This window comes from Vibrio nomapromontoriensis, assembly GCF_050337205.1.
GTDB lineage: Bacteria > Pseudomonadota > Gammaproteobacteria > Enterobacterales > Vibrionaceae > Vibrio > Vibrio nomapromontoriensis.
Window position 1 is genome coordinate 1 of record NZ_JAKJSS010000006.1, and the last position, 25105, is coordinate 25105.

The 25105-nt window shown below is 44.0% G+C and carries 20 protein-coding genes, 10 tRNA genes and 1 rRNA gene; 24 read left to right on the forward strand and 7 right to left on the reverse strand.

The window, feature by feature from the left end; genetic code table 11:
• The first annotated feature begins 3 nt into the window (after positions 1–3).
• The 8 genes from rrf (at position 4) to L4D05_RS00110 (ending at position 3123) form a co-directional block, all read left to right on the forward strand.
• Positions 4–119, forward strand: a 5S ribosomal RNA gene (rrf, locus tag L4D05_RS00075).
• Positions 120–159: 40 nt separating this feature from the next.
• Positions 160–236, forward strand: a tRNA-Asp gene (locus L4D05_RS00080).
• 517 nt (positions 237–753) lie between these two features.
• Positions 754–2382, forward strand: coding sequence for a methyl-accepting chemotaxis protein (locus L4D05_RS00085; protein ID WP_428792709.1), 1629 nt, complete (start codon positions 754–756; stop codon positions 2380–2382).
• Between the two features lie 225 nt (positions 2383–2607).
• Positions 2608–2683: transfer RNA gene (locus tag L4D05_RS00090), tRNA-Phe, on the forward strand.
• 56 nt (positions 2684–2739) lie between these two features.
• Positions 2740–2815: transfer RNA gene (locus L4D05_RS00095), tRNA-Thr, on the forward strand.
• Positions 2816–2836: 21 nt separating this feature from the next.
• A tRNA-Asn gene (locus L4D05_RS00100) sits at positions 2837–2912 on the forward strand.
• A 33-nt stretch (positions 2913–2945) separates the two neighbouring features.
• Positions 2946–3021, forward strand: a tRNA-Thr gene (locus L4D05_RS00105).
• Positions 3022–3047: 26 nt separating this feature from the next.
• Positions 3048–3123 (forward strand) — tRNA-Asn (locus L4D05_RS00110).
• A 119-nt stretch (positions 3124–3242) separates the two neighbouring features.
• Here L4D05_RS00110 and L4D05_RS00115 read toward each other — a convergent pair.
• Both L4D05_RS00115 and L4D05_RS00120 read right to left on the reverse strand, forming a co-directional pair.
• On the reverse strand, positions 3243–4352 hold the full coding sequence (locus tag L4D05_RS00115) for a PilT/PilU family type 4a pilus ATPase (RefSeq protein ID WP_428792710.1): 1110 nt from the start codon (positions 4350–4352) through the stop codon (positions 3243–3245).
• An 8-nt stretch (positions 4353–4360) separates the two neighbouring features.
• Positions 4361–5398, reverse strand: a complete 1038-nt coding sequence (locus tag L4D05_RS00120) for a type IV pilus twitching motility protein PilT (protein WP_428792711.1) — start codon at positions 5396–5398, stop codon at positions 4361–4363.
• A 25-nt stretch (positions 5399–5423) separates the two neighbouring features.
• Here L4D05_RS00120 and L4D05_RS00125 point away from each other — a divergent pair, with 25 nt between their 5' ends.
• From L4D05_RS00125 to L4D05_RS00160, 8 genes are all read left to right on the forward strand, one after another.
• Entirely contained in the window at positions 5424–6131 is a 708-nt protein-coding gene (locus L4D05_RS00125) for a YggS family pyridoxal phosphate-dependent enzyme (protein ID WP_428792712.1), read from the forward strand.
• Between the two features lie 49 nt (positions 6132–6180).
• On the forward strand, positions 6181–6999 hold the full coding sequence (proC, locus tag L4D05_RS00130; RefSeq protein WP_428792713.1) for a pyrroline-5-carboxylate reductase: 819 nt from the start codon (positions 6181–6183) through the stop codon (positions 6997–6999).
• Positions 7000–7027: 28 nt separating this feature from the next.
• Positions 7028–7585 carry a YggT family protein gene (locus L4D05_RS00135; protein WP_428750272.1) on the forward strand — a complete coding sequence of 186 codons (558 nt, stop codon included), beginning with the start codon at positions 7028–7030 and terminating at the stop codon, positions 7583–7585.
• Entirely contained in the window at positions 7585–7872 is a 288-nt protein-coding gene (yggU, locus tag L4D05_RS00140) for a DUF167 family protein YggU (RefSeq protein WP_428792714.1), read from the forward strand. Before L4D05_RS00135 ends, yggU begins: the two co-directional genes overlap by 1 nt.
• A 26-nt stretch (positions 7873–7898) precedes the next feature.
• Positions 7899–8330: a DUF4426 domain-containing protein gene (locus L4D05_RS00145; RefSeq protein ID WP_428792715.1), complete on the forward strand. Its 432-nt coding sequence runs from the start codon at positions 7899–7901 to the stop codon at positions 8328–8330.
• A 45-nt stretch (positions 8331–8375) separates the two neighbouring features.
• A complete protein-coding gene (locus L4D05_RS00150) occupies positions 8376–8978 on the forward strand; it encodes an XTP/dITP diphosphatase (RefSeq protein WP_428750275.1) in 603 nt (200 codons plus the stop codon).
• A gap of 2 nt (positions 8979–8980) precedes the next feature.
• Positions 8981–10132 (forward strand): radical SAM family heme chaperone HemW, encoded by a 1152-nt coding sequence (gene hemW, locus L4D05_RS00155; RefSeq protein WP_428792716.1) that lies wholly within the window; start codon positions 8981–8983, stop codon positions 10130–10132.
• Between the two features lie 95 nt (positions 10133–10227).
• Positions 10228–12081, forward strand: coding sequence for an LTA synthase family protein (locus L4D05_RS00160; protein WP_428792717.1), 1854 nt, complete (start codon positions 10228–10230; stop codon positions 12079–12081).
• Positions 12082–12170: 89 nt separating this feature from the next.
• Here the strand turns inward: L4D05_RS00160 and glsB are convergent, their stop codons facing one another.
• Complete coding sequence (glsB, locus tag L4D05_RS00165) at positions 12171–13091, reverse strand: glutaminase B (RefSeq protein WP_428792718.1); 921 nt, start codon at positions 13089–13091, stop codon at positions 12171–12173.
• 71 nt (positions 13092–13162) lie between these two features.
• Positions 13163–13882 (reverse strand): tRNA (guanosine(46)-N7)-methyltransferase TrmB, encoded by a 720-nt coding sequence (gene trmB / locus L4D05_RS00170; RefSeq protein ID WP_265676359.1) that lies wholly within the window; start codon positions 13880–13882, stop codon positions 13163–13165.
• 152 nt (positions 13883–14034) lie between these two features.
• On the opposite strand from trmB, the gene mutY reads away from it, so the two are divergent.
• The 7 genes from mutY (at position 14035) to L4D05_RS00205 (ending at position 17096) form a co-directional block, all read left to right on the forward strand.
• On the forward strand, positions 14035–15081 hold the full coding sequence (gene mutY, locus L4D05_RS00175; RefSeq protein ID WP_428792719.1) for an A/G-specific adenine glycosylase: 1047 nt from the start codon (positions 14035–14037) through the stop codon (positions 15079–15081).
• Positions 15082–15095: 14 nt separating this feature from the next.
• Positions 15096–15368: an oxidative damage protection protein gene (locus L4D05_RS00180; RefSeq protein ID WP_250615898.1), complete on the forward strand. Its 273-nt coding sequence runs from the start codon at positions 15096–15098 to the stop codon at positions 15366–15368.
• A 52-nt stretch (positions 15369–15420) separates the two neighbouring features.
• Positions 15421–16554, forward strand: coding sequence for a membrane-bound lytic murein transglycosylase MltC (mltC, locus tag L4D05_RS00185; RefSeq protein ID WP_428750279.1), 1134 nt, complete (start codon positions 15421–15423; stop codon positions 16552–16554).
• 103 nt (positions 16555–16657) lie between these two features.
• Positions 16658–16733, forward strand: a tRNA-Phe gene (locus L4D05_RS00190).
• A 74-nt stretch (positions 16734–16807) separates the two neighbouring features.
• Positions 16808–16883: transfer RNA gene (locus L4D05_RS00195), tRNA-Thr, on the forward strand.
• A gap of 7 nt (positions 16884–16890) precedes the next feature.
• Positions 16891–16966, forward strand: a tRNA-Phe gene (locus tag L4D05_RS00200).
• Positions 16967–17020: 54 nt separating this feature from the next.
• A tRNA-Asn gene (locus L4D05_RS00205) sits at positions 17021–17096 on the forward strand.
• A 341-nt stretch (positions 17097–17437) separates the two neighbouring features.
• Here L4D05_RS00205 and L4D05_RS00210 read toward each other — a convergent pair.
• A complete protein-coding gene (locus tag L4D05_RS00210) occupies positions 17438–18763 on the reverse strand; it encodes a cation:proton antiporter (protein WP_428750280.1) in 1326 nt (441 codons plus the stop codon).
• Positions 18764–19063: 300 nt separating this feature from the next.
• Here L4D05_RS00210 and metH point away from each other — a divergent pair, with 300 nt between their 5' ends.
• The gene (gene metH, locus L4D05_RS00215) at positions 19064–22741 is read left to right on the forward strand and encodes a methionine synthase (protein WP_428792720.1); all 3678 of its coding nucleotides are present in this window, start codon (positions 19064–19066) and stop codon (positions 22739–22741) included.
• 77 nt (positions 22742–22818) lie between these two features.
• Here metH and L4D05_RS00220 read toward each other — a convergent pair whose 3' ends face one another.
• Both L4D05_RS00220 and L4D05_RS00225 read right to left on the reverse strand, forming a co-directional pair.
• Positions 22819–24090 (reverse strand): HlyC/CorC family transporter, encoded by a 1272-nt coding sequence (locus L4D05_RS00220; RefSeq protein ID WP_428792721.1) that lies wholly within the window; start codon positions 24088–24090, stop codon positions 22819–22821.
• Between the two features lie 104 nt (positions 24091–24194).
• Positions 24195–24989, reverse strand: coding sequence for a cytochrome C assembly family protein (locus L4D05_RS00225; RefSeq protein ID WP_428792722.1), 795 nt, complete (start codon positions 24987–24989; stop codon positions 24195–24197).
• Positions 24990–25105: the final 116 nt, after the last annotated feature.

Here is a 25105-nt window from a genome sequence, read left to right on the forward strand (position 1 = left end):
GCGCTTGGCGACCATAGCGTTGCGGACCCACCTGATCCCATGCCGAACTCAGAAGTGAAACGCAGTAGCGCCGATGGTAGTGTGGGGTTTCCCCATGTGAGAGTAGGACATCGCCAGGCTTTAATTTATGGACACTTGCAATAGCGAGTAAGCCACTGCGGAGTGGTAGTTCAGTTGGTTAGAATACCGGCCTGTCACGCCGGGGGTCGCGGGTTCGAGTCCCGTCCACTCCGCCATTTATACTAAGCCTCAGTCGAAAGACTGAGGCTTTTTTACGTTTGAAGAAAATTGTCAGTGACGGGGCAGTTACTTTCCCTTTTAGCCAGGTAGGTGGTTGGTTAGGCCACTTATTACTAAGTCCTAAATTCGACCTTCTCATCGAAGAGTACGCATTTATCAAAATTTATTCCACACATACTAGTCATGTGTGGAGTAATAAGGATTAGTGCCCGTAAGGGGCTTAAATAGCTTATTACCCTACGACTATACCCTCCTTGGTAGAGATCCCCTCAAATAGGGGAACTGTTGATTTGAGAACGCTCGTAGCTATATGCAGAACCAGATGACGTTTAATTTGAATGGGGTTCTCATGCCACTCGACCAAACCAGCGAAAAGTTTAATTGAAAACATATTTTTCTTCGTGAATTTAATCGCAGTCATAGTTTCGCAATAAACTGCTTTCTATTTGAAAAGGGCTGACTAATATGTCGAATTACTTATGAAATCCTATGCGATATAACTTAGAGCTGTTTATGAAGCTAAAAACACAAACTTATTTTTTATCATTAATAATCCTGTTTGCCATGGTGGCAGTGACCATTACGGGTCTTTGGGCTTTACGTCTAGCGAGTAGTAATGATAACAAGATGCGAGTGACGGAAATATTCACCAGTACATATTCAACGATTGTTCAGCTAGAAAAACTCGCTGAAGAAGGGGTACTGAGTACTAATGACGCTAAAATGATTGCGACCAGGGTGCTTCGTAACAACATCTATAAAGATAATGAGTATGTTTATGTCGCCGATGAAAATATGACTTTCATAGCTGCGCCTTTAGACCCTCAGTTACACGGGACTAGCTTTCACGATTTTAAAGATAGCTCCGGTAGAAGTGTCGGTGAGATTATTGTTAAAGAACTAGGTAATCGAAAGGATCATCTAATTGAATATGAGTGGTCTCAGAGACTCCCTAATGGCGAAATTGAAAATAAGCTATCTATCGCAGAGAGAACGCCGAAGTGGCAGTGGGTTGTTGGTACTGGCATAGGCTTCAATGAAGTTAATCAACGCTTCTGGTCGACAGCGCAGTGGCAACTAGGGCTATGCGTACTGATCATGGCGATTATATTGTCAATTTTACTTATTTCACTTCGGAAGATATTGGCGATATTAGGAGGAGAACCTGCGGATGTGCTGCACGCTGTTCAAAGTGTCGCGTCGGGAAAAATTGAAACTAAATTTGATAATAAAGCGCAAATCGGCAGTATTTACCACTCTGTTCAGCAGATGAATTATTCTCTAGCAGCGCTTCTTTCTAGTATTGAAAAGGTTACCGGCTCCATTGGCTCTCAGCTTTCTGAAACAGACAAGAGAGCACTATCTATTGCGACCCTCACGCAAACCCAGCAACAGAGCACTGAGATGATTGCCACCGCCATGACGGAAATGGCTTCATCGGCAAGTCATGTGGCAAAGTCTGCTACGGATACCGCGTTGAGCACGGATGAAGCTGATAAGCAGAGCCAGCATGTTAGTTCGCTTATTTCTTCAGCCCTTTCAAATATCGAAGGTCTAGCTCATCAATTAGATGGGGCGAATACTGCGGTCTCAGAGCTTGATAGTGATGTAAATAATATTGCACGTGTTTTGGAGGTTATTGGTGATATTGCTGAGCAAACGAATCTACTGGCTTTGAATGCTGCGATTGAGGCCGCTCGTGCTGGTGAGCAAGGTCGAGGTTTTGCGGTTGTTGCCGATGAAGTAAGAAGCTTGGCAGGAAGAACACAGAGCAGCACGAAAGAGATTCAAGATATGATCTCGAACCTTCAATCGGGCTCAAAAAAAGCGATTCAAAGTATTCAAAGTTGTACGGAAACCAGTCAAGCAACGGTAGAAGAGTCTCAAACTGCCTCTCGAGCCCTACATGACGTAGTGGTAAGCTTAGAAAAAATCTCTGAAATGAGTCATCAGATTGCAACGGCGGCAGCAGAGCAGACTGAAGTGAGCGATGACATATCGGTAAGAATTAATTTAATAGAGCAAAGTGGCGGTGAATTGAGGGGGGTAGTTGAACAAACAAGAGCTGCGACTCGTTCTCTTGGTCTACTGTCTGGAGAGTTAACTGAAAAAATGAATCAGTTTGAAGTCAAAAACGGTTAAGTTATCGAGTTAAAAACAGCTATTTTCTTCAGTTAATGCCGGAATTAAGTAAAGGGTTTGCGGAAGGAATTATGGTTTAACTTAAGCCCTGTATGCCCACAGGGCTTAATTGTGGGCGCAAAATGCATAAAAATAGAACGCTAAGTATAGAAAATCGACAAACGATATTTTTTTTGCAATTTAGTGTTGACGTTAAGGCCGAAAAGCCGTTTAATACACCTCGTTGCCCGGATAGCTCAGTCGGTAGAGCAGAGGATTGAAAATCCTCGTGTCGGTGGTTCGATTCCGCCTCCGGGCACCACGATTTAAAATTGTTGGTGCTTAGTAAAACAAGCGTCAATAAGTAAAGATAAGTGAGCCGACTTAGCTCAGTAGGTAGAGCAACTGACTTGTAATCAGTAGGTCACCAGTTCGACTCCGGTAGTCGGCACCATTCTTTACAACATATAGTAATTCCCCCTTAGTTCAGTTGGTAGAACGGCGGACTGTTAATCCGTATGTCGCAAGTTCAAGTCTTGCAGGGGGAGCCACTTTTAAAAAATAAGCTTAGCTTGTTTTTATGTGCCGACTTAGCTCAGTAGGTAGAGCAACTGACTTGTAATCAGTAGGTCACCAGTTCGACTCCGGTAGTCGGCACCACTCTTTACTCGAGTATAACTAGTAATTCCCCTTTAGTTCAGTTGGTAGAACGGCGGACTGTTAATCCGTATGTCGCAAGTTCAAGTCTTGCAAGGGGAGCCACCTTAAGAAAAGGCCTCATCGAAAGATGAGGCCTTTTTGCTTTTTTTAAAGAGTAAGTTATCTTCCAGTTAAACGCCTCTATTCACGAGTTCAGAAGGCAGTAAAATGGGCACTTTTTTCTAGCTCATGTCTATTTTTATTTTCGATAGTTCCGACTTAGAAGATGTTTCTGAGTTTGCTAGCTTTAGCATTAAACGGAGGTTATTGGATGAGTCGGCACTGTGTAGCGCGTCCTCTTCGTTGATACTACCTGCGTTGACTAAGTCGAAGAGTGCTTGGTCAAAAGTTTGCATTCCAACCTCTCGAGATTTACTCATAGCTACTTTAATTTCGCCAAGCTCTCCTTTACGGAGCAGTTCAGAAACTCTTGGGCTATTTAGTAGTATCTCGAATACACCATGACGACCTCTGCCTTGTTTATCTCTAATGAGTTGCTGTCCAATAATACCTTTGAGATTTGAACTTAAGTCGAAAAGAAACTGCTCTTTTTGTTCTTTTGGTACAAGGTGAAGAATACGTTCGATCGCTTGACTGGCGTTGTTAGCATGCAGTGTTGCCATACAAAGGTGTCCGGTTTCTGCAAAGGACATCGCATACTTCATTGTTTCTCTTGTTCTGATTTCGCCGATTAAAACCATATCAGGTGCTTGCCGAAGTGAATTTTTCAGTGCCACAGCATAGCTCTCAGTATCGAGGCCCACTTCTCGCTGAGTCACAATACACTTTTGATGTTCATGAACAAACTCTATCGGGTCTTCTACCGTGAGGATATGCCCTGTTCGGTGTTGGTTTCGATATCCTGTCATTGCCGCCATTGTTGTGGATTTACCTGAACCGGTTGCACCAACAATTAGGACAAGGCCTCTTTTTGCTATTGAGAGGGTTTGTAGTACGTCTGGAAGAGAAAGTTCCTTAAAGGTGGGAATACGGGTTTCTATTCTTCTTATCACAGCACCTTGTAGTTCTCTTTGAAAAAAGGCACTGACTCGAAATCGACCGGTAGTTCGAACAATGGCGAAGTTAGATTCTTTGCTTGCGAGGTAGGCGCTATATTTTGCGTCATCCATCATCAATTTTAGAAGTGTAGCAACCTCGGCATTCGATAAGTTATCACCTTTTGCCTTTAAATCCCCGTCAACTCGATAGAGTATAGGGGCACCAGTAGTGAGGTAGAGATCCGATGCATTGAGTGTCAACATTTGATCGAGGATGGCATCAATATTGTTCATTACTGGTCCTAATGAAACATCGAGTTATGTTGGGTGACCTGTTTATTCACTTCTTCGAGTTCAACAATACCTTGAGAAAGTAATTGTCTACTATGTTGTTCTAGCGTTTGCATTCCATGAGCGGCGCCTGTTTGTATCATTGAGTACATCTGTGCCACTTTATCTTCCCTAATTAAATTTCGAATTGCAGGAGTTGCAGTCATGATTTCGTGGCATGCGACGCGGCCGCCATTTGTGCGCTTTAGAAGTTGCTGTGAGATAACCGCTCGTAGTGATTCTGATAACATCGAGCGAGCCATATTTTTGTCGTTACCAGGAAATACATCAATGATACGGTCGATGGTTTTAGCCGCAGAAACGGTGTGTAACGTTCCAAAGACTAAGTGTCCAGTTTCTGCAGCGGTCAGAGCAAGGCTGATCGTTTCTTGATCGCGAAGTTCTCCGACAACAATAACATCAGGATCTTCACGCAAAGCAGATCGTAGTGCGTTTTGGAAACTGTGCGTGTCGCGATGAACTTCTCTTTGGTTTATTAAGCATTTCTTATTTTGGTGAACAAACTCAATAGGATCTTCGATAGTCAGAATATGCTTATTTTTGCTTTGGTTGATGTGATCAACCATAGCTGCCAGTGTTGTTGATTTTCCTGAGCCTGTCGGGCCAGTCACCAGAATGAGGCCTCGTTCAATGTTTGCGATATCGGTTAAAATATCCGGGGCGCCAAGTTGTACTAGAGTTGGTGTTGTTGGGATGGTTCTAAATACAGCAGAGCATCCTCGGGATTGATTAAATGCATTGATCCTGAATCGGCCGACATTGGGGATATCAAAAGAAAAATCGGTTTCAAGTCGGGACTCGTAATCATTTCTTTGCTTGTCATTCATGATATCAAAGATTAACTTGTGTACAGCAGAGTGATCGAGAGCCGGGATACCAAGTTTTCTTACTTCTCCGTCAATTCGTACCATTGGTGGTACGCCTGCGGAAAGGTGTAGATCTGAAGCATTATGCTTTACACTAAAGTCTAGCAACTCGGTGATATCCATTTAATTTCCTTATGATTTGTAACCTATGACCAGTATTCAACAAAATATAGAACTAATCACCACCCAGATAGCTCGTGCAGAACAAAATTGCGGGAGAGTGCAAGGTGGGGTGCAATTGCTTGCTGTTAGTAAGACGAAACCTAACGAAGCGATCATTCAGGCCGCCTTGGCAGGACAGCGACAATTTGGTGAGAATTACGTTCAAGAAGGCGTATCTAAGGTAGCGTTCTTTAACGATAACCACCCTGAATTTGATCTTGAATGGCACTTTATAGGGCCTATTCAATCGAATAAAACTCGTGTAGTCGCGGAGCACTTTGATTGGGTCCACACTATTGATCGTGCTAAAACGGCTCAGCGTCTAAATGATCAAAGACCATCGAGTATGGGGCCATTACAAGTGCTCATACAGGTGAATACGAGCGAGGAAGCGACAAAGTCAGGAGTTCAAATTGGTCAGGTATTTGAACTGGCAGAAGTAATTGACGCTTTGCCAAATTTGGTGCTTAGAGGGGTGATGTCTATTCCCGCTAATGTCTCGGGATATGAAGAGCAGCTTCAAGCTTTTACGGTATTGCGAGAAGTGAATAATAAACTGGCGGCGCAGTATGCCAATATCGACACGCTTTCTATGGGAATGAGTGGCGACATGGACGCTGCTATTGCAGCTGGAAGCACAATGGTTCGTATCGGAACAGCGATCTTTGGTGTTCGAGATTACGGACAGCAATAATTATTGTTTAGAGGCGCTTATGTTGCCTCTTTGTTTAGGAATATCTTTAATGGAACAAAGAAAGATTGCTTTTATTGGCGCAGGAAATATGACGCGCTCAATTATTGCGGGGCTGGTTGCCAGTGGTTATGAACCTACGAAAATCACCGCGACGAATCCAAGTAAAGAGAAGTTAATTGCTCTAGCTAATGAATACGGTGTTATGACAACTCATGATAACCTTCAAGCGGCAGAGCAAGCTGATGTGATTGTTTTAGCAGTAAAACCACAATTGATGGCAACGGTAGCTTGTGGCCTCGCTGGAATAGATTTTAATCGTAAGCTAGTGGTTTCTATTGCTGCGGGGATTTCGATTCAACGACTTAAGGAGATGTTTGCTGCAGAGCTCAATTTAGTACGTGTTATGCCTAACACGCCTTCTCTTTTAGGGGAGGGAATGAGTGGCTTGTATGCGAATGAGGAAATACTCTCTCAAGATAAGCAATTTGCTACTGACTTAATGGAAGCGGTAGGTAAGGTATGCTGGGTAGAGAAAGAATCGGCTATTAACGACGTGATTGCAGCTGCGGGTAGTGCACCAGCGTACTTCTTTCTCTTTATGGAGGCGATTCAGCAAGAGGCCATGCGAAGTGGTATGGATGAAGCAACAGCCCGTTTGCTGGTACAGCAAACCGCGTATGGTGCCGCTAAGATGGTATGCTGTAACCCCGATACAGATCTTGCAACATTAAGGCAGCAGGTCACATCAAAAGGTGGAACAACAGCAGAGGCGGTAAGAACCTTCGAAGATAGCGGTCTTCGAGATATTGTCTCTCAAGCGATGCAAGCAGCTATTTCTCGCGCGGAAGAAATGGAAAAACAATTTTAACGTATCTACAAAATCGTAAAGGTTACTTATGAATGCAATGAGTTTTTTGGTGTCGACACTGTTCGATTTGTACATCATGGTTGTGCTTCTGCGCATTTGGCTACAAGCCTCTCGCGCCGATTTTTATAATCCATTTTCACAGTTTATTGTTAAAGCGACGCAGCCTGTTGTTGCCCCGCTTCGCCGAGTTATTCCATCGATAGGTGGGCTTGATTTAGCGACTGTGGTATTTGCTTATGTACTGTGTGTTGGTAAGTATGTTGCCTTGGTATTAATCGCGGCTGGCGCAAACTTTAGCTTTAGCCCAGATTTCTTGTTTTTAGGTTTACTGTCCTTGCTAAAAGCGGCAGGTGGTTTACTTTTTTGGGTGCTATTGATTCGTGCTATTTTGAGTTGGGTGAGCCAAGGTCGAAGCCCTATCGAGTTTGTTTTTCATCAACTAACAGAACCAATGTTGGCGCCAATTCGCCGGATTTTACCAGCAATGGGCGGCTTTGATTTGAGCGTGCTGGTTTTATTTATCGTCTTACAATTTGCCAACTTTCTGATGGGCGATTTCGTTGGTCCACTTTGGTATAAATTATAGTGTCAGCGGTTGCTTGGGATGGGTGTGATCTAGTGCTGCATGTTTACATTCAGCCCAAGGCTAGCCGTGATAAACTGGTTGGCCTGCATGGCAATGAGTTTAAAATCGCGATTACAGCGCCCCCAGTAGATGGCAAAGCGAATGCTCACTTAATTAAGTACTTAGCGAAGCAGTGTAAAGTGGCCAAAAGTCAGGTTTGTATCGAAAAGGGCGAACTGGGTCGACATAAACAGATAAGGGTGGTCGCTCCCATGTTGACGCCAAATGAATTTCAGGCCCTCTTGTGAGGGTCTTTTTTTACAAGGAGATAGTGATGAGAAAGTACGTATGGTTATTGGTCTTACTGGTGTTTTCAACTGCGGGGTATGCAGGGCAGTACAAAACAATCAAAGATGCGGAAGTACACTACGTGGTATTTAACTCAACTTTTTTGACGCCAGAGGTTGCGCGAAGCTATGGCCTGAAGAGAAATGATACAATTGCGATTGTTAATATCAGCGTATTAGATCGCGCAAGCCTTGGAAAACCAGCAATGTCGGCAGAGATTACAGGTGAGGCCAAAAATCTAATAGGGCAAACGAAAACATTGGATTTTAAAGAAATCAAAGAAGGCGATGCGATATACTATCTTGCTCAGTTTAGTATCACAAATGAAGAGCGCTATCAGTTCACGATTGATGTCGACGCAGGAATGAAAGGGCGTGGGCCGATTTCATTTTCACAGCAGCTTTATACAGAAAAATAGTTTCTCACCGACGGGTCGGTAGGAGCGTAAATAGAGACGAACAATATGAGTACAAAAATAGTATTGGCGACGGGTAACCAAGGCAAAGTTCGAGAGATGGCCGATTTACTGGCAGACTTTGGTTTTGAAGTGCACGCGCAAAGTGAGTTTCATGTCTCTGATGTTGCAGAAACAGGCACAACGTTTATAGAAAACGCCATTATCAAAGCTAGACACGCCGCAAAAGAGACTGGCTTAGCTGCGATAGCGGACGATTCCGGCCTTGAAGTTGACTACCTCAACGGCGCTCCGGGTATTTACTCTGCTCGTTATTCGGGTGAGGGTGCGACAGATGCGACGAATATAGACAAGCTTTTATCCGAACTTGCCGAGGTGCCAGAATCTAAGCGTACCGCTCGATTTCATTGTGTTCTAGTACTAATGCGTCATGCTAATGACCCTACACCGATCGTTTGCCACGGGAAATGGGAGGGGCGAATTTTATTTGAGAGAGCGGGAGAGCAGGGCTTTGGTTATGATCCTATCTTTTTTGTACCTGAAGATAACTGTGCCTCAGCGGAGCTTGAGCCTGTAAGGAAGAAGCAGTTGTCTCATCGTGGAAAAGCGCTAAGTGAGCTGTTTTCACTGATTCAGTCACAGGGACTTTAGCTATGCTAGTGCCACCCCCACTTAGTCTATACATACATATACCTTGGTGTGTGCAAAAGTGCCCTTATTGTGATTTCAACTCGCATGCTCTTAAGGGAGGGATTCCTCAGCAGGAGTACATGACAGCACTCATCGAGGACTTGGATGCAGATATCATGCGCTATCAGCTGCAAGATGATGTCCGTCCATTGCATTCCATATTTATTGGTGGCGGTACACCAAGCTTGATCGAGCCTCAATATATTGCGGAGCTATTACAGCAGGTACAGCGCCGTTTACCATTTCGTGACGATATAGAAATCACGATGGAGGCAAACCCTGGGACGATCGAAGTTGAGCGCTTTGCTGAATATCAGCACGCTGGGGTGACTCGTATTTCTGTTGGTGTGCAGAGTTTTCAGCAAGAAAAGCTGACACGGCTAGGTCGTATTCATGGTGAGAAAGAGGCGGTAACCGCCGCCAAGTTGGCGCATGAAATAGGACTAAACAGTTTTAATCTTGATTTAATGCATGGCTTGCCAGAGCAAACCATCGACGATGCGCTTGAGGATCTGCAACAGGCTATTGATTTAGCGCCGCCACATTTATCTTGGTATCAGCTAACCATTGAGCCGAATACGTTATTTTATTCTAAGCCACCAACGCTACCTGATGAAGATGACTTATGGGATATTTTTGAAAAAGGTCATCAGATGCTCGCGAATGCAGGCTATGAGCAGTATGAAATATCAGGGTACAGTCAGCGTGGTTACCAGTGTCAGCATAACCTAAATTATTGGCGCTTCGGTGACTACCTTGGTATTGGTTGTGGTGCTCATGGCAAGCTAAGTTTTACTGATGGGAGAATCCTTCGTACGAGTAAAGTTAAGCATCCAAGAGGGTATCTGAATTTGGTTAAGCCATACCTAGATAGCGAAGTTCATGTTTCTCTACAAGATCGCCCTTTTGAGTTTTTTATGAATCGCTTTAGGTTACTTGAACCGTGCCCTAAGCAAGATTTCGTGACACGGACTGGACTGAGCTTAGATGTGATTCAAAAACCAATTGCTGAAGCGCTAGAGCGTCAATTTATTACCGATACTGGTGAAGCTTGGCAGTTAACAGAGAAAGGGAAGCTATTCCTCAATGATCTGCTAGAGATCTTCGAAATCTAGTAACTTACTTCACAACTGTGTAAAAGCTTATTAATATACGCGCCTTGGATAATTTAACAGTATGGATGCTGTAATCAATTGTTTTTAGGTGCGTTATGTTTCTTTCTCTTGCTAGAGTGCTACTGTCATTTCTATTATTGGCGGTTATTTCCAAAGTTACCTTTCTTGGCTGGTACGAATTTTCGTATACCAATACCTCATTACTAGAGTTCTTTAAGGCAACAGCTTGGGGAGTTAGATTTGATCTAACGGTTGCCTTTTTGCTGTCCTGTTTAGGCTTTCTGTTGTTATTGCCTATCGCACCGTTTTCTAAGGCTCATCAGCTCTGCCATAAAGTATGGTTAGTGCTATGCGGAGCGTGGATTATCTTCACGACCGTGGGGGATACGATTTATTTGAGTCAGGCCAGTCGCCATGTAACGGTTGACTTGCATCTTGGCAAAGGAATGGAGCTAGAGCTGGCAACTACCGCCTTAACACAGTTTGGTCATTTGATACTTGTTGCCGTGGTATTGCTGGCGATTTATAGCTATGTGGCTATCCGTTGTGTTCCTGCTATTCGCTTTGCCAACAAATGGTATAGCAGTATTGCAATAGCCTTAGTTTGGGTTTTATTGACGGTTACGGCGGTTCGTGGTGGATTTAGTGATAAACCACAAAGCCCCATGTATGCCTACAAAATAGGCGATGTGAATCAGGCGCGTATAGCTTGGAGTGCTCCGTATGGCATTACCTATTATTCTCTTATTGGTGAAGATAAATCTGGTCATCGTTGGACGCCAGAGCAGTCACTTGAAGCGATGGAAGACCTGCGCCAGCAACTTAACCGAACCACATCGACCCAGCTAGAAACGCTTTCTGATCATGACGTGATAGTTGTCTTGTTGGAGAGCTGGACCGCCGTTGACATGAAAAGTTACGGCTCGGAATTTGATTCCACACCTTTTTTCGATTCTCTTCGAGAAGAGTCATTGACCACCACTAGTTTCTATTCGAATGGTTTTCGAACGGTGGAAGGTGTCTTTACCACAATGTGCTCTCAACCTAATCCTGTCGGAGGCAGCGTTGCTGGTAGCCGCTTGGAAAGTATGCCTTACCAATGCTTGCCTCAAGTATTAAAAGAGCAAGGCTGGCACACCACGTTTGTTCAAGGTAGTGGTAAAGGAATGGTTGGTGCTTTTGCTCAAGCTTTGGGGTTCACGGATTCATTTGGTAAGTTTGATTATGAAGACGTGGGACAAGAGCAGAATTATTGGGGTTACATGGATGATGGTATCTATGATTTTGCTTTGGAAAAGTTGGCTTCCCACTCACAGCCTCAATTTATGGTCATTAATACCGGCACGACTCACGATAGCTATTTACCGAATGAATCGGATTATGCTTTCGGTAAGTCAACCCCCGATGAGACTCGCCGCAGTGTCGTGAATTACTCTGATCAATCTTTGGAGCGATTTGTCTCGAAACTGAAAGCACAAACAGAAAAACCGACATTGCTAGTGCTGGTTGCTGATCATACGATGGTGGGTTCTCGCAGCGACTTACGTCATGTATCAATCCCGTTTCTCATGGTTGGCATCAATACAGATCTTGCTCCTCAGGAGTTAGATGTTGCTGGCTCTCACAAAGATATCGCGCCAACGATCATGGATTGGTTAGGTGGTGAAGTAAGTTGGTTCTCTGGCCGAAGTTTATTGTCTTCGAATTACCAGCAAGGTGCTGATTTTACGGTTAATAATCAATTCTATTGGGCCGCGCAACAAAAGTTGGTGAGAATCAACGCAACGTCTGGGGAGAAAGAAGCGTGTTACCAAATCGGTGATAACACGACCACCCTTACTGAGCAAACATGTGATTCACCAGAGTTTCAGAGTATGTATCAGCAAGGCAAACGCTACATGTTATACAGTCAACAGCACCTATTTGATGGCACTACCCAGCAATATTAAGCTGCCAATAAATTGAACGGATAACAATAAAGCCAGCAATATTTGCTGGCTTTATTGTTATTGAAGACATGTTATGCTGGTGGCTGTCACTAAAAGATCGAACGACCTATCCGCGTAGAAAGCATCTCTAAGACGCGAGTGCCGATTAACGAGTTCCCCGATGAATCTAGTTCTGGAGACCATACTGCTATGGTCATCTCGCCTGGGACAATAGCGACAATACCGCCACCTACACCAGACTTCCCAGGCATACCTACTCGGTAAGCAAACTCTCCCGCACCATCATATAGTCCACAGGTCGCGAGCATAGCGTTCAGCTGCTTAGTTTGTGTTGGAGTAATTATGTGCTTTTTAGTGTGCACCGATTGGCCTTTATTAGCCAGGTAGCTGAACGTTTTTGCTAAGTCAACACAGCTCATTTTCAGTGCACAAGCATGAAAATAATTGTTAAGAACCGGGATCACTTCATTGTCAAAATTCCCAAAGGAACGCATTAAATAGGCAATAGCCGCATTGCGGTCGCTATGCATCATTTCAGAGGCCGCGACAACCTTGTCGTAGACAATATGATTATCGCCCGAGAGTAGCCTTACAAATTCGAGCATGCGTTGCTTAGGCGCAGACAAGCGGCTTTGCAATAGGTCGGCAACGACAATGGCACCGGCATTAATAAAGGGATTACGTGGAATACCGTGTTCCATCTCGAGCTGAATTAGAGAATTAAAAGCTTGTCCAGACGGCTCTTTGCCAACCCGTCGCCAAATTTCTTCTGGTTTGTATAGCATCATCGCCAAGGTAAGACTTAACGCTTTGGAAATGGATTGTATGGAAAAAGCCTCTTCCGCGTCCCCAGAGCAAATAATCTCGCCATCATTGGTGCATACAGCGATGCCAATCTTATCATTCGCGACGCGAGCAAGTGCTGGGATGTAATCGGCGACCTTACCCTGACCGATAAGAGGGCGAACTTCGCTGACGATTTGCGATAATATTTGCTGAGTTGGTTTCATATACACCTGAGAGGTAAAGGGCTAGGAACAAAAAAGCCAACATAATGTTGGCTTTCGAATGGGGCGTAGTGTTACTTCGTACGGCGGAACTTAATGTCCCAAACACCGTGACCGAGTCGATGGCCGCGAGCCTCAAATTTCGTCAGAGGTCGATCTTCAGGTCTTGGGATGAAGTCTCCGTCCGTCGCCGTATTGGCGTAGCCTGGTGCTTGATTCATGATTTCAATCATATGTTCACCGTAGTTTTCCCAATCGGTGGCCATATGGAAAATGCCCTCTTCAAGCTTAAGCTTTTGGCGCACCATTTCCGCAAAGTCTAATTGTACGATGCGACGTTTGTGATGACGTTTTTTGTGCCAAGGATCTGGAAAAAACAGCTGTAGCGTCGTTAGGCTGCTGTCTGGAATCATATTTTCGAAAACTTCAACGGCGTCATGACACATAACACGTAAGTTCGTTACACCGGCTTCTCTCGCTGAAGACAGACAAGCGCCAACACCTGGGCTGTGCACTTCAATACCAAAGAAGTTTTTCTCAGGTGCATTTTTTGCCATCTCAACGAGTGAGGCACCCATGCCAAATCCAATCTCTAGAATAACGGGGTTATCGTTGCCAAATACTTGATTCCAATCGAGTAAAGTGTCTTGGTAATCAATACCCATTGTTGGCCAGCATGCTTCCATCGCGGCTTCTTGCCCTTTTGTTAGGCGTCCTTCGCGACGGACAAAACTGCGTATTTTACGTACTAGCTTGCCATCTTCTGTGTATTCATTTGTTGTCACTTCACTCATTGGTCTGCCTGTTCAATCAATAATCAGAGCGGGAATTATCCAAAGAATTTGCCAAGGTGCAAGTGTTATTACTCAGGAAATTCCCAGTGTTTTACTTCTTTCAATAAGTGTGGTGCAATTTCGCGCAAATTATAAGTAAAAAGAGAAGAAATGTGACGCCTTATGCAAGCTCAATTTTAGATTGGTATGAAAAATACGGACGAAAGTCTCTCCCGTGGCAACAAGACAAAACTGCGTATAAAGTTTGGTTATCTGAGATTATGTTGCAACAGACACAAGTCACCACTGTTATTCCATACTTTGAACGTTTTTTACAACATTTTCCCACAGTGGAAGACCTAGCTTGTGCCCCACAAGATGAAGTACTTCATTTATGGACTGGGCTTGGGTATTACGCAAGGGCTCGCAATTTACACAAAGCCGCACAAATCGTGATGAGTGAACATGGGGGCGAATTTCCTAAATCGCTTGAGGACATGAATGCGTTGCCTGGTGTTGGGCGTTCAACCGCTGCGGCTGTTTTGTCGTCGGTGTATAAATTGCCCCATGCTATTTTGGACGGCAATGTAAAACGCACCCTAGCGAGAAGCTTTGCAGTAGAAGGTTGGCCTGGGCAGAAGAAAGTCGAGAACGTGTTGTGGGAAATAGCAGAGAGTCATACACCGTCAACACAGACCGATAAGTATAATCAGGCCATGATGGATATGGGGGCGCTGGTATGCACGCGCAGTCGCCCAAAATGTACGTTGTGTCCAATATCAACGCTTTGTGTTGCGAACAAGCAGGGCAGGCAATTAGAATTTCCTGGCAAAAAACCGAAGAAGATCAAGCCAGAAAAAGAAACATGGTTTGTTATTTTGAAGCACAAAGAGGACGTGTGGTTAGCGCAACGACCTCAGTCTGGGATTTGGGGGGGACTTTTTTGTTTCCCTGAAAGCCAAGTTGCTGATATCACGGAGACCTTGGATAAACTGAACATTGAAGAAGGTATGATTCAGTCGACGGAAACTGATATCGCTTTTCGCCATACCTTTAGTCATTACCATCTCGATATTACGCCAATCATCGTGACCTTGAATCAGCTTCCTACAATGATCATGGAACCGTCGCAAGGTCTTTGGTATAACATGTCTAAACCAGATAAGGTTGGCTTAGCTGCACCAGTCAAGCAGCTCATCCACGCCTTACAACGAATGTAATTAAGGATAACATTATGAGCCGTATGGTCTTTTGTGCTCGACTACAAAAAGATGCCGAAGGGTTAGACTTTCAACTTTACCCAGGTGATTTAGGCAAACGTATTTTTGACAATGTGTCAAAAGAAGCGTGGGCGCAGTGGCAATCCAAACAAACGATGTTGATCAACGAAAAGAAGCTTAACATGATGGATCCTGAGCATCGAAAGCTGCTTGAAACAGAAATGGTTAACTTTTTGTTTGAAGGGAAAGACGTTGTCATTGATGGTTACACGCCGCCGTCAGAATAAGAAATAAGGATATTAGAAAACACCACCTAGCGTGGTGTTTTTATTAGCGACTATGAAAAAACTGATTTACTTCTTGGTACCGATACTGCTGGTGGGTTGCAGCCGTGAATTTATTGAAAAAATTTACGATGTTAATTATGAGCCGACCAATCGCTTTGCCAAAAATCTTGCTGAACTTCCAGGGCAGTATCTTAAAGATACCAAGGCGATGGATGCTTTAATTGGTAGCTTCAATGGCAATATCGAAAAGCGCTGGGGCAGCAGTGAGATTAAAGTGGCAGGGAAAAGCAACTACGTTAAGTACATTGATAATTACCTGAGTCGCGCAGAGGTGGATTTTAGTAAGGGGGTAATAACCATTGAAACCGTTTCCCCGACCGAACCAGAAAAGCATCTTAAAAACGCGATCGTGACGACTTTGCTTACCCCAGATGATCCCGCGAGTGTCGATTTATTCTCGTCTCGCAGTATTAAGCTTGAGGGGCAGCCTTTTCTCTATAATCAAGTTGTCGATCAAGAACAAAAGCCGATGCAATGGTCATGGCGCGCGAGTCGCTTTGCGGACTACCTTATCGCCAATAAAGTCAAAACAAAAAATGTCGATTATAAAAAAGCGTACTACGTAGAAATCCCCATGGTAAAAGACCATGCGAGCAAGCGAAGTTATCAATATGCCGATATCGTTAGGCGCGCATCGCTCAAATATGACATTCCAGAAGACCTCATATACGCCATCATTAAAACAGAAAGTAGCTTTAATCCCTATGCGGTAAGTTGGGCCAATGCGTATGGCTTGATGCAAGTGGTGCCTAAAACAGCCGGGCGAGACGTATTTAAACTGGTTAAGAATAAGCCTGGTGAGCCATCACCGGAGTACCTTTTTAATCCTGAGCAGAATATAGATACGGGTACGGCTTACTTTTATATCCTTAAAAATCGCTACCTAAAGGCGGTTCGTCATCCTACATCGCTAGAGTACAGCATGATCTCAGCTTACAACGGAGGAACCGGTGGAGTACTGAATACGTTCAGTAAAGATAGAAAGCGGGCAATGAATGATTTGAACTCTCTGCAACCTAACCAAGTTTATTGGGCATTAACAAAAAAACATCCAAATTCCGAATCACGCAGATACTTAGAAAAAGTAACAAAATTCAAAAAGGATTTTAACGCAGGAAAGGGTTAATAGTTACTTTTGCTGAAAAATGCAGCGCTTAAACGGTTTTTTGAAGTTTTTTTAAAAAACCTGTTGACGGGAGAGCGGAAAATCCGTTTAATAGCGCCCCGTTGCCCGGATAGCTCAGTCGGTAGAGCAGAGGATTGAAAATCCTCGTGTCGGTGGTTCGATTCCGCCTCCGGGCACCACAATTTGATTTGTTGGTGCCAACGATTTTTAGTAAAGATTTGCAGCACGAACAGAAGCATAAAGAATTTAGTGTGCCGACTTAGCTCAGTAGGTAGAGCAACTGACTTGTAATCAGTAGGTCACCAGTTCGACTCCGGTAGTCGGCACCATTCTTTTGCCTCGATAGCTCAGTCGGTAGAGCAGAGGATTGAAAATCCTCGTGTCGGTGGTTCGATTCCGCCTCGAGGCACCATTATTTGGTGCTTAACAAATAATGGTCTTAGGACCTGATGTTGACACAGATAATTCCCCTTTAGTTCAGTTGGTAGAACGGCGGACTGTTAATCCGTATGTCGCAAGTTCAAGTCTTGCAAGGGGAGCCACTTTAGAAAAAGGCCTCATCGAAAGATGAGGCCTTTTTTGCATTTTATGGTTTTACACCTGATAGTTTTGCATCGTGCTGCTCTAAGGGGGCTTGGTGCGCTTTCGTTATCCCCGTCGTATTTCTTCTTTATTCAGTACCTTATCGCTTTGCCACTTTCTAGCTTCACCATTGGGTTCTGGTTAATGGGGTATAGGGTGGTTAGGGTTGGTGCTGGTATCGGCCTCTACAGCTCTCTCGGTTGTATTTATCGCTTGTTACAGAGGGAGCAGAGAGAGCAGAACGGAGTTAACAAAGATTATCCGTCATTTCTGCTCCCTGAATTCATTGAAATAGAATGTACTACTCAGTCTTATCTGATGAAATATCAGTTGGAGTCGAATCTTTATTCGCCATGGCTTTTTCTGCTAACTTGGCTTTTTCAATCATAGGGGTAATAGTTGAGCCTTGGATTAAAATCGAGAACACAACCACAGAGTACGTCATGACGAGGATAATCTCTTTCACGTCGATGAGTTTATCTTCAATTACCCACACCCCTGCTGGTATTGATAATGCCATAGCAAGCGCTAGTCCTCCCCTTAAACCGCCCCAAGTGAGTATTCTTATCGACCATGGGTTGTAGCGCCTAAAGCGCTTAAAACCGACGTAAGAAAGTGCCACACTCAAATACCGGGCTCCTAATACCAGTGGAATGGAGAAAGCCATCAGAATCCAATCTTCTTCATGGAATTGAAATAGGAGCATCGACATACCAATCAATAGGAACAGCACGCCATTTAAAAATTCATCGACCAATTCCCAGAAATGGTCAAGGTGCTCTTCTGATTCTTTTGAAAAACCAATATAGCGAGTCCAGTTGCCAATCATGATACCTGATACCACCATGGATAGTGGGCCAGAGACGTGTAGGACATCAGCGAAGGCATAACCTGCAGTCGGAATGCCAATGGTAAGCAATAATTCCATTGAGTGGTCATCTGTTGCACTTATTAGATAATGAAACAGTAGACCAAGTAAGAAGCCATAAACAATGCCGCCGACGGCCTCTTGCAAGAAGAGTAAGGACACGCCAGTCAAACTAGGAGCTTCGTTGCCAAAGGCAATGGTGTATAACGTAACGAAAATCACTAAGCCAAAGCCATCGTTGAATAGAGATTCGCCCTCTACTTGTGTTGAAATTCGCTCAGGCGCATCCAGTTTTTTTACAATGGCTAACACGGCGATAGGATCGGTCGGGGAGATAAGCGCGCCAAAGAGTAAGCAGTAAATTAGGTCAAATGGCACGCCAATAAACTGACAGAAGCCATAAAGAACAGTGCCAATAAAAAAGGTTGAAAATAATGTCGCGCCTAATGCCAATACGGTGATCTCCCACCGTTGATCTTTCAGGTGGGGCAATTTGATGCCTAGGCCACCGGCGAACAGAAGAAAGCCTAAAATACCTTTGAGAAGAAAGTCTTCAAAATTAATATTGGCGACCATTTTAGAGGCGACACCCGTTAGATCGAACCAACCGTTTTGTCCTCCAATGAGAATCATCAAAGAAAGTATCATGGCTCCCGCAGTAATTGCGATGGTGGTTTGCATTTTACCGATCTTACTATTGATGAATGCAATCAGCATGGCTGCCGCAGACAAAAAACAGAGTGTCTGATAAACGGACATTAAATCACCTTAATTGTAATAAATTGTGAATGGGATTTTGTTCCTGTCGTGAGTGAAGATCAATCACTAATTGAAAATTCATACCTTTTAGGTATAGAACGTTTGGTCATTGAATGACTTTCTTTGCCTGAATTTTATTTTTATTCTTGTTATGACATGGGAAGTAACGAAAAGGTTGCGAGAGAGATTGGACTTGGTTAGTTTGGTTGGAAATAAAGCACTCAAAAGTTATTTTAGACGTCTAGATTTCTAAAGTTACTATGATAGGATGGCTACAACAGCAAGGAACGAGGCAGTATTGTGGTAAGCAGCATTAGACAAGTGATTGAGACTCAATTGAAAAAACGCATCCTACTGATTGATGGTGGGATGGGGACGATGATTCAAGGCTATAAGTTGGAAGAAGCCGATTATCGAGGAGAACGTTTTGCTGATTGGCCATCCGATCTTAAAGGTAATAATGATCTTCTGGTTTTATCTCAACCTGATCTTATCAAAGAAATCCACGGTGCTTATTTAGAGGCTGGTGCCGATATCCTTGAAACCAATACATTTAACGCCACCACGATAGCGATGGCCGATTATGACATGGAATCTCTAAGTGATGAGATTAACTTTGAAGCGGCACGCCTTGCTCGTGAGGTTGCCGATGAGTGGACGGCAAAAAATCCAGACAAACCAAGGTTTGTCGCTGGGGTTTTAGGTCCAACAAACCGAACATGTTCAATTTCTCCTGACGTGAATGACCCTGGTTATCGTAATGTCTCATTTGATGAGCTCGTTGTGGCGTACTCTGAATCAACACGAGCACTGATTAAAGGTGGTTCGGATCTTATTCTTATCGAAACTGTATTTGATACGCTGAATGCTAAGGCTTGTGCATTTGCGGTTGAAACGGTACTTGAAGAGCTCGATATCGATTTGCCTATTATGATTTCGGGCACCATCACCGATGCGTCTGGACGTACGTTATCCGGACAAACCACCGAAGCTTTTTATAACGCATTGCGTCATGTCAATCCTATCTCGTTTGGCCTTAACTGCGCGCTAGGCCCTGATGAACTACGTCAATACGTACAAGAAATTTCCCGTATTGGTGAAGGCTATATTTCTGCTCACCCTAACGCTGGTCTTCCTAACGCATTTGGCGAGTATGATTTATCGCCTGAAGACATGGCTGAGCACATTGGTGAATGGGCACAAAGTGGCTTTCTAAACCTAGTCGGGGGATGTTGTGGAACCACCCCTGAACATATTCGTCAGATGGCGCTAGCCGTGGAAGGTGTAACGCCTCGCCCATTACCTGATATTCCTGTTGCATGTAGACTGTCAGGTCTTGAGCCACTGACCATAGAAAAAGACAGCTTGTTTATTAACGTTGGTGAGCGAACCAATGTGACAGGCTCTGCTCGTTTTAAGCGTCTTATCAAAGAAGAGCTCTATGATGAAGCACTTGAAGTCGCTAGGCAGCAAGTTGAAAACGGTGCACAGATCATCGATATCAATATGGATGAAGGTATGTTGGATGCCGAAGCCTGTATGGTGCGATTTTTAAATCTTTGTGCGTCAGAGCCTGAAATCTCTAAAGTGCCGATTATGGTCGACTCCTCTAAGTGGGAAGTAATTGAGGCGGGATTGAAATGCATCCAAGGTAAAGGGATCGTTAACTCGATTTCGTTAAAAGAAGGCAAGGAAAAATTTGTCGCGCAAGCTAAGCTGATTCGTCGTTATGGCGCAGCTGTCATTGTGATGGCATTTGATGAAGTGGGCCAAGCGGATACACGCGAAAGAAAAATTGAAATTTGTACTGAAGCTTATCGTGTGCTGGTGGATGAAGTCGGCTTCCCGCCGGAAGATATTATTTTTGACCCCAATATATTCGCTGTTGCGACGGGTATTGATGAGCATAACAATTATGCCGTCGATTTTATTGAAGCCGTCGCAGATATCAAACGAGATCTGCCTCACGCCATGATTTCAGGCGGTGTTTCGAACGTTTCGTTCTCGTTCCGTGGCAACAATTATGTTCGTGAAGCGATTCATGCTGTGTTCCTTTACCACTGTTTTAAAAATGGTATGGATATGGGCATTGTGAACGCAGGTCAATTAGAAATTTACGACAATGTTCCGGATAAGCTCCGTGAAGCGGTTGAAGATGTGGTATTGAACCGTCGTGATGATGGTACCGAAAGGCTACTTGATATTGCGGCAGAGTATGCAGGGAAAGGCGTTGGTAAGGAAGAAGATGCCAGCGCACTTGAATGGCGTACTTGGTCGGTCGAAAAACGTTTAGAGCATGCCCTGGTTAAAGGCATTACCGAGTATATTGTTGAGGATACCGAAGAAGCGCGCATTAATGCCGAAAAACCACTACATGTCATTGAAGGTCCGTTAATGGATGGCATGAATGTTGTGGGAGACCTGTTTGGTGAAGGAAAAATGTTCCTACCTCAAGTCGTGAAGTCTGCTCGAGTAATGAAACAAGCTGTAGCGCATTTAGAACCTTTCATTAATGCCATGAAAGAAGCAGGCTCTACTAACGGTAAAATATTGCTTGCTACTGTAAAAGGCGATGTTCACGACATCGGTAAGAACATTGTCGGTGTGGTACTGCAATGTAATAACTATGAGATTATTGATCTAGGCGTCATGGTGCCGTGTGAAAAAATCCTGAAGGTAGCGAAGGAAGAGAACGTCGATATTATTGGTCTATCAGGATTGATTACCCCATCGCTAGATGAAATGGTGCATGTCGCCAAAGAAATGGAGCGGCAGGGTTTTGACTTACCATTGCTCATCGGTGGCGCTACCACCTCTAAAGCCCATACCGCCGTCAAAATTGAACAAAACTACAGTCAACCTGTCGTCTATGTTAACAATGCATCACGAGCTGTGGGCGTGTGTACTTCATTATTGTCAAACGAGCTGAAGCCTGATTTTGTTAGCAAGCTTGATGTCGATTATGAACGTGTTCGTGATCAGCATAACCGTAAGAAGCCTAGAACAGCGCCCGTTACGCTTGAGCAAGCAAGAGATAATAAAGTCGCGATTGATTGGGATAACTATACACCTCCCGCGCCATTAAAGCCTGGCATCCATATTTTTGATGACTTTGATGTTGCGACGTTGCGCGAATATATCGATTGGACGCCATTTTTCATGACGTGGACGCTAATGGGTAAATACCCGAAAATCTTTGAACATGAAGAAGTGGGAGAAGAGGCGAAGCGATTATTTAAAGATGCGAATGACATGCTTGATCGCGTCGAAAAAGAAGGGCTACTTAAAGCGCGAGGCATCTGCGGTTTATTCCCTGCAGCAAGTGTCGATGATGATATTGAAGTGTATACCGATGAATCTCGAACCGAAGTTAAACAGTTACTGTGCAATCTAAGGCAACAGACTAAGAAGCCGAAAGGTTATAACTACTGTCTTTCTGATTACATTGCGCCGAAAAATAGTGGCAAGCAAGACTGGATTGGTGCTTTTGCGGTAACTGGTGGGATTGGAGAGCGAGAGTTAGCCGATGAATATAAAGCCAATGGTGATGATTATAACGCGATTATGATTCAGGCCGTTGCTGACAGGCTGGCAGAAGCGTTTGCGGAATACTTGCATGTTCGTGTTCGTAAAGACATTTGGGGCTATGCTCCCGATGAGTCATTAGATAATGAAGATCTTATTCGTGAAAAATACCAAGGTATTCGACCTGCACCAGGTTATCCTGCGTGTCCAGAGCATACTGAGAAAGGACCGCTTTGGGATTTACTTCAAGTGGAAGAATCGATCAATATGTCGTTAACGACAAGCTATGCGATGTGGCCTGGAGCATCGGTGTCTGGTTGGTATTTCTCGCATCCAGATTCACGTTATTTTGCGATAGCTCAAATTCAAGAAGATCAATTGTTGAGTTATGCCGATCGCAAAGGTTGGGATAGAGTTGAAGCTGAAAAATGGCTTGGACCAAACATCAACTGATTCCCTTCTCTGGTAACTGGTAACGAAAAAACGGCTCTTTGATGAGCCGTTTTTTCGTTAGGTAGAAGCTATGTCTATTAAGCTTGATGATTTTTCGGAAATACCTTAACCATCTTGATTCGGTTTTCTTCTAGTTCGACAATTTCCATCAAGTGGTCAGCTACTTCTACGCTAAGGTGACTTTCGGGAATGTCCTCTAAGTACTCGAGCATCAAGCCATTAAGCGTTCTTGGACCATCTGTGGGAAGTGACCACTTTAGCCCCTTGTTGATATCTCTTATATTGGCGCTGCCTTCGATTAAGAAACTGCCGTCACCTTGTGGAGAAATCTCTTCAGCTAAGGTTGGGGCGATTGAAGTGGTAAACTCACCAACAATCTCTTCTAAAATATCTTCTAACGTTACAAGGCCGTTGATGTCGCCATATTCGTCGACGATAAGGCCAATTCGCTGTTTATTGCGCTGAAACTTTAGCATCTGTACGTTGAGGGGAGTACCTTCTGGAATAAAGTAGACCTCATCAGCGCTGCGTAGCAGGGTTTCTTTAGTGAATTCATTTTTTTCCAGCATAAGGCGATAAGACTCACGGAGTCTTAGCATGCCGACAACTTCATCGATTTGATCGCGATAAAGTACCACTCGGCCATGAGGCGAGTGTGTTAGCTGACGCACAATAGACTTCCAGTCATCATTGATGTTGATGCCGGTGATTTCATTACGCGGAATCATAATGTCGTTCACGGTGACATGCTCAAGATCCAAAATAGAAATCAGCATGTCTTGGTGACGTCTGGGAATTAACGAGCCAGCTTCATTGACCACGGTACGTAATTCTTCAGAGCTTAGGTGGTCTTCATCATTGTGGTTAGCTTTAATTCCAAGTAGTCGAATAAATCCGTTAGTAATGAAGTTAACTAGAATGACGAGAGGCGAGAGTACTTTCATTAAAATGGTAAGTAAGATGCTGCTCATGAAGGACACTCGCTCGGGATAGAGAGAGGCCAGTGTTTTTGGCGTGACTTCCGCAAAAACCAAAATAACAAGGGTCAAGGCCCCTGTAGCTATAGCGACACCAACATCACCGTAGAGGCGTAAGCCAATAACGGTTGCAATCGCGGATGCGAGAATATTGACGAGGTTATTGCCGATAAGGATCAATCCAATAAGGCGGTCTGGACGATTTAATAATCGTTCCACGCGCTTCGCACCTTTGTGACCTGTTTTTGAGAGATGTTTGAGTCGATAGCGATTCAAAGACATCATCCCTGTCTCTGAACCAGAAAAATAGCCGGAAATTACAATCAGACCTGCGAGAACTGCAAATAAAATACCGGTCGAAATGTCGTCCAAAACGTATCCGTTCCTTTAATAATAGTATTGGTCAATTAATGAGCGAGTTGACGCTTGATGTCAATGCTACTTTTGAATAACAGTGAGCGAAGCGTCATTCTGAATTAGTTGAGTATGATTTCTTGAACAAAGCGACTACCAAAGTACGCCAAGGTGAGCAGTGTTGCGCCTGCAATCGCAAACCAAGTCACTTTTTTACCACGCCATCCCTTATGGTAGTGACCCCAAAGTAGCACCGAGTAAATCACCCATGCCATGAATGATAGAATACCCTTATGTGCCTTGCCTTGAGCAAACATATCTTGGACAAAGATGAAACCTGTGATCAGTGTGGCACTGAGTAGAGCGGTTCCAATTAAAATGATCTTGAAAAGTTGCCTTTCCACCATCATTAATGGGGGTAAGTTTGGGTTGATGCCCAACGCTTTCTTATTTTTTAGTTTGTGATCGAGCCAAGCAAGTTGAATGGCGTACAGCGCCCCAATTGATAGCGTGGAATACGAAAACAGTGCTAAAGCAATATGAAGTAATAGCTTTGGGTTATGCTCTAAGTGCGTAATGAAGGCGGTCGGTACAAACGCAGCGACGGATAAATTAATCGCAGCAAAGCTATAGACGACAGGCAGTAAAAACCAAATACGTGTTTTCATCATCGCAGCACTCATAAACAGTGAAATGATAAAGCCGATGAGCGAAGCGACATTTAGGATGCTAAGGTTTTGTCCTGAGCCACTTAGGATAAGATCACTTAGCAACCAGGCATGACACAGCAGTGCTAGCGAAGCACTGGTGAGAACAGTTTTCGTGCGGATCCCGACTTGTTGAACCAAGCCTGGGATAATAGTAGCGATAGCAAGCGCATAAAAAATGGCTGCAGAAGTTGCGATTAAACTGTCCATTTTGCCTAAAAATCTATGGTTTAGAGCTTGAATTATACCCTGCATCGACCCAATGAGCTACGCCATATGTAAAAAGTATTGATTAGTATTTGATCTTGTTAAGTATGACTCTGATC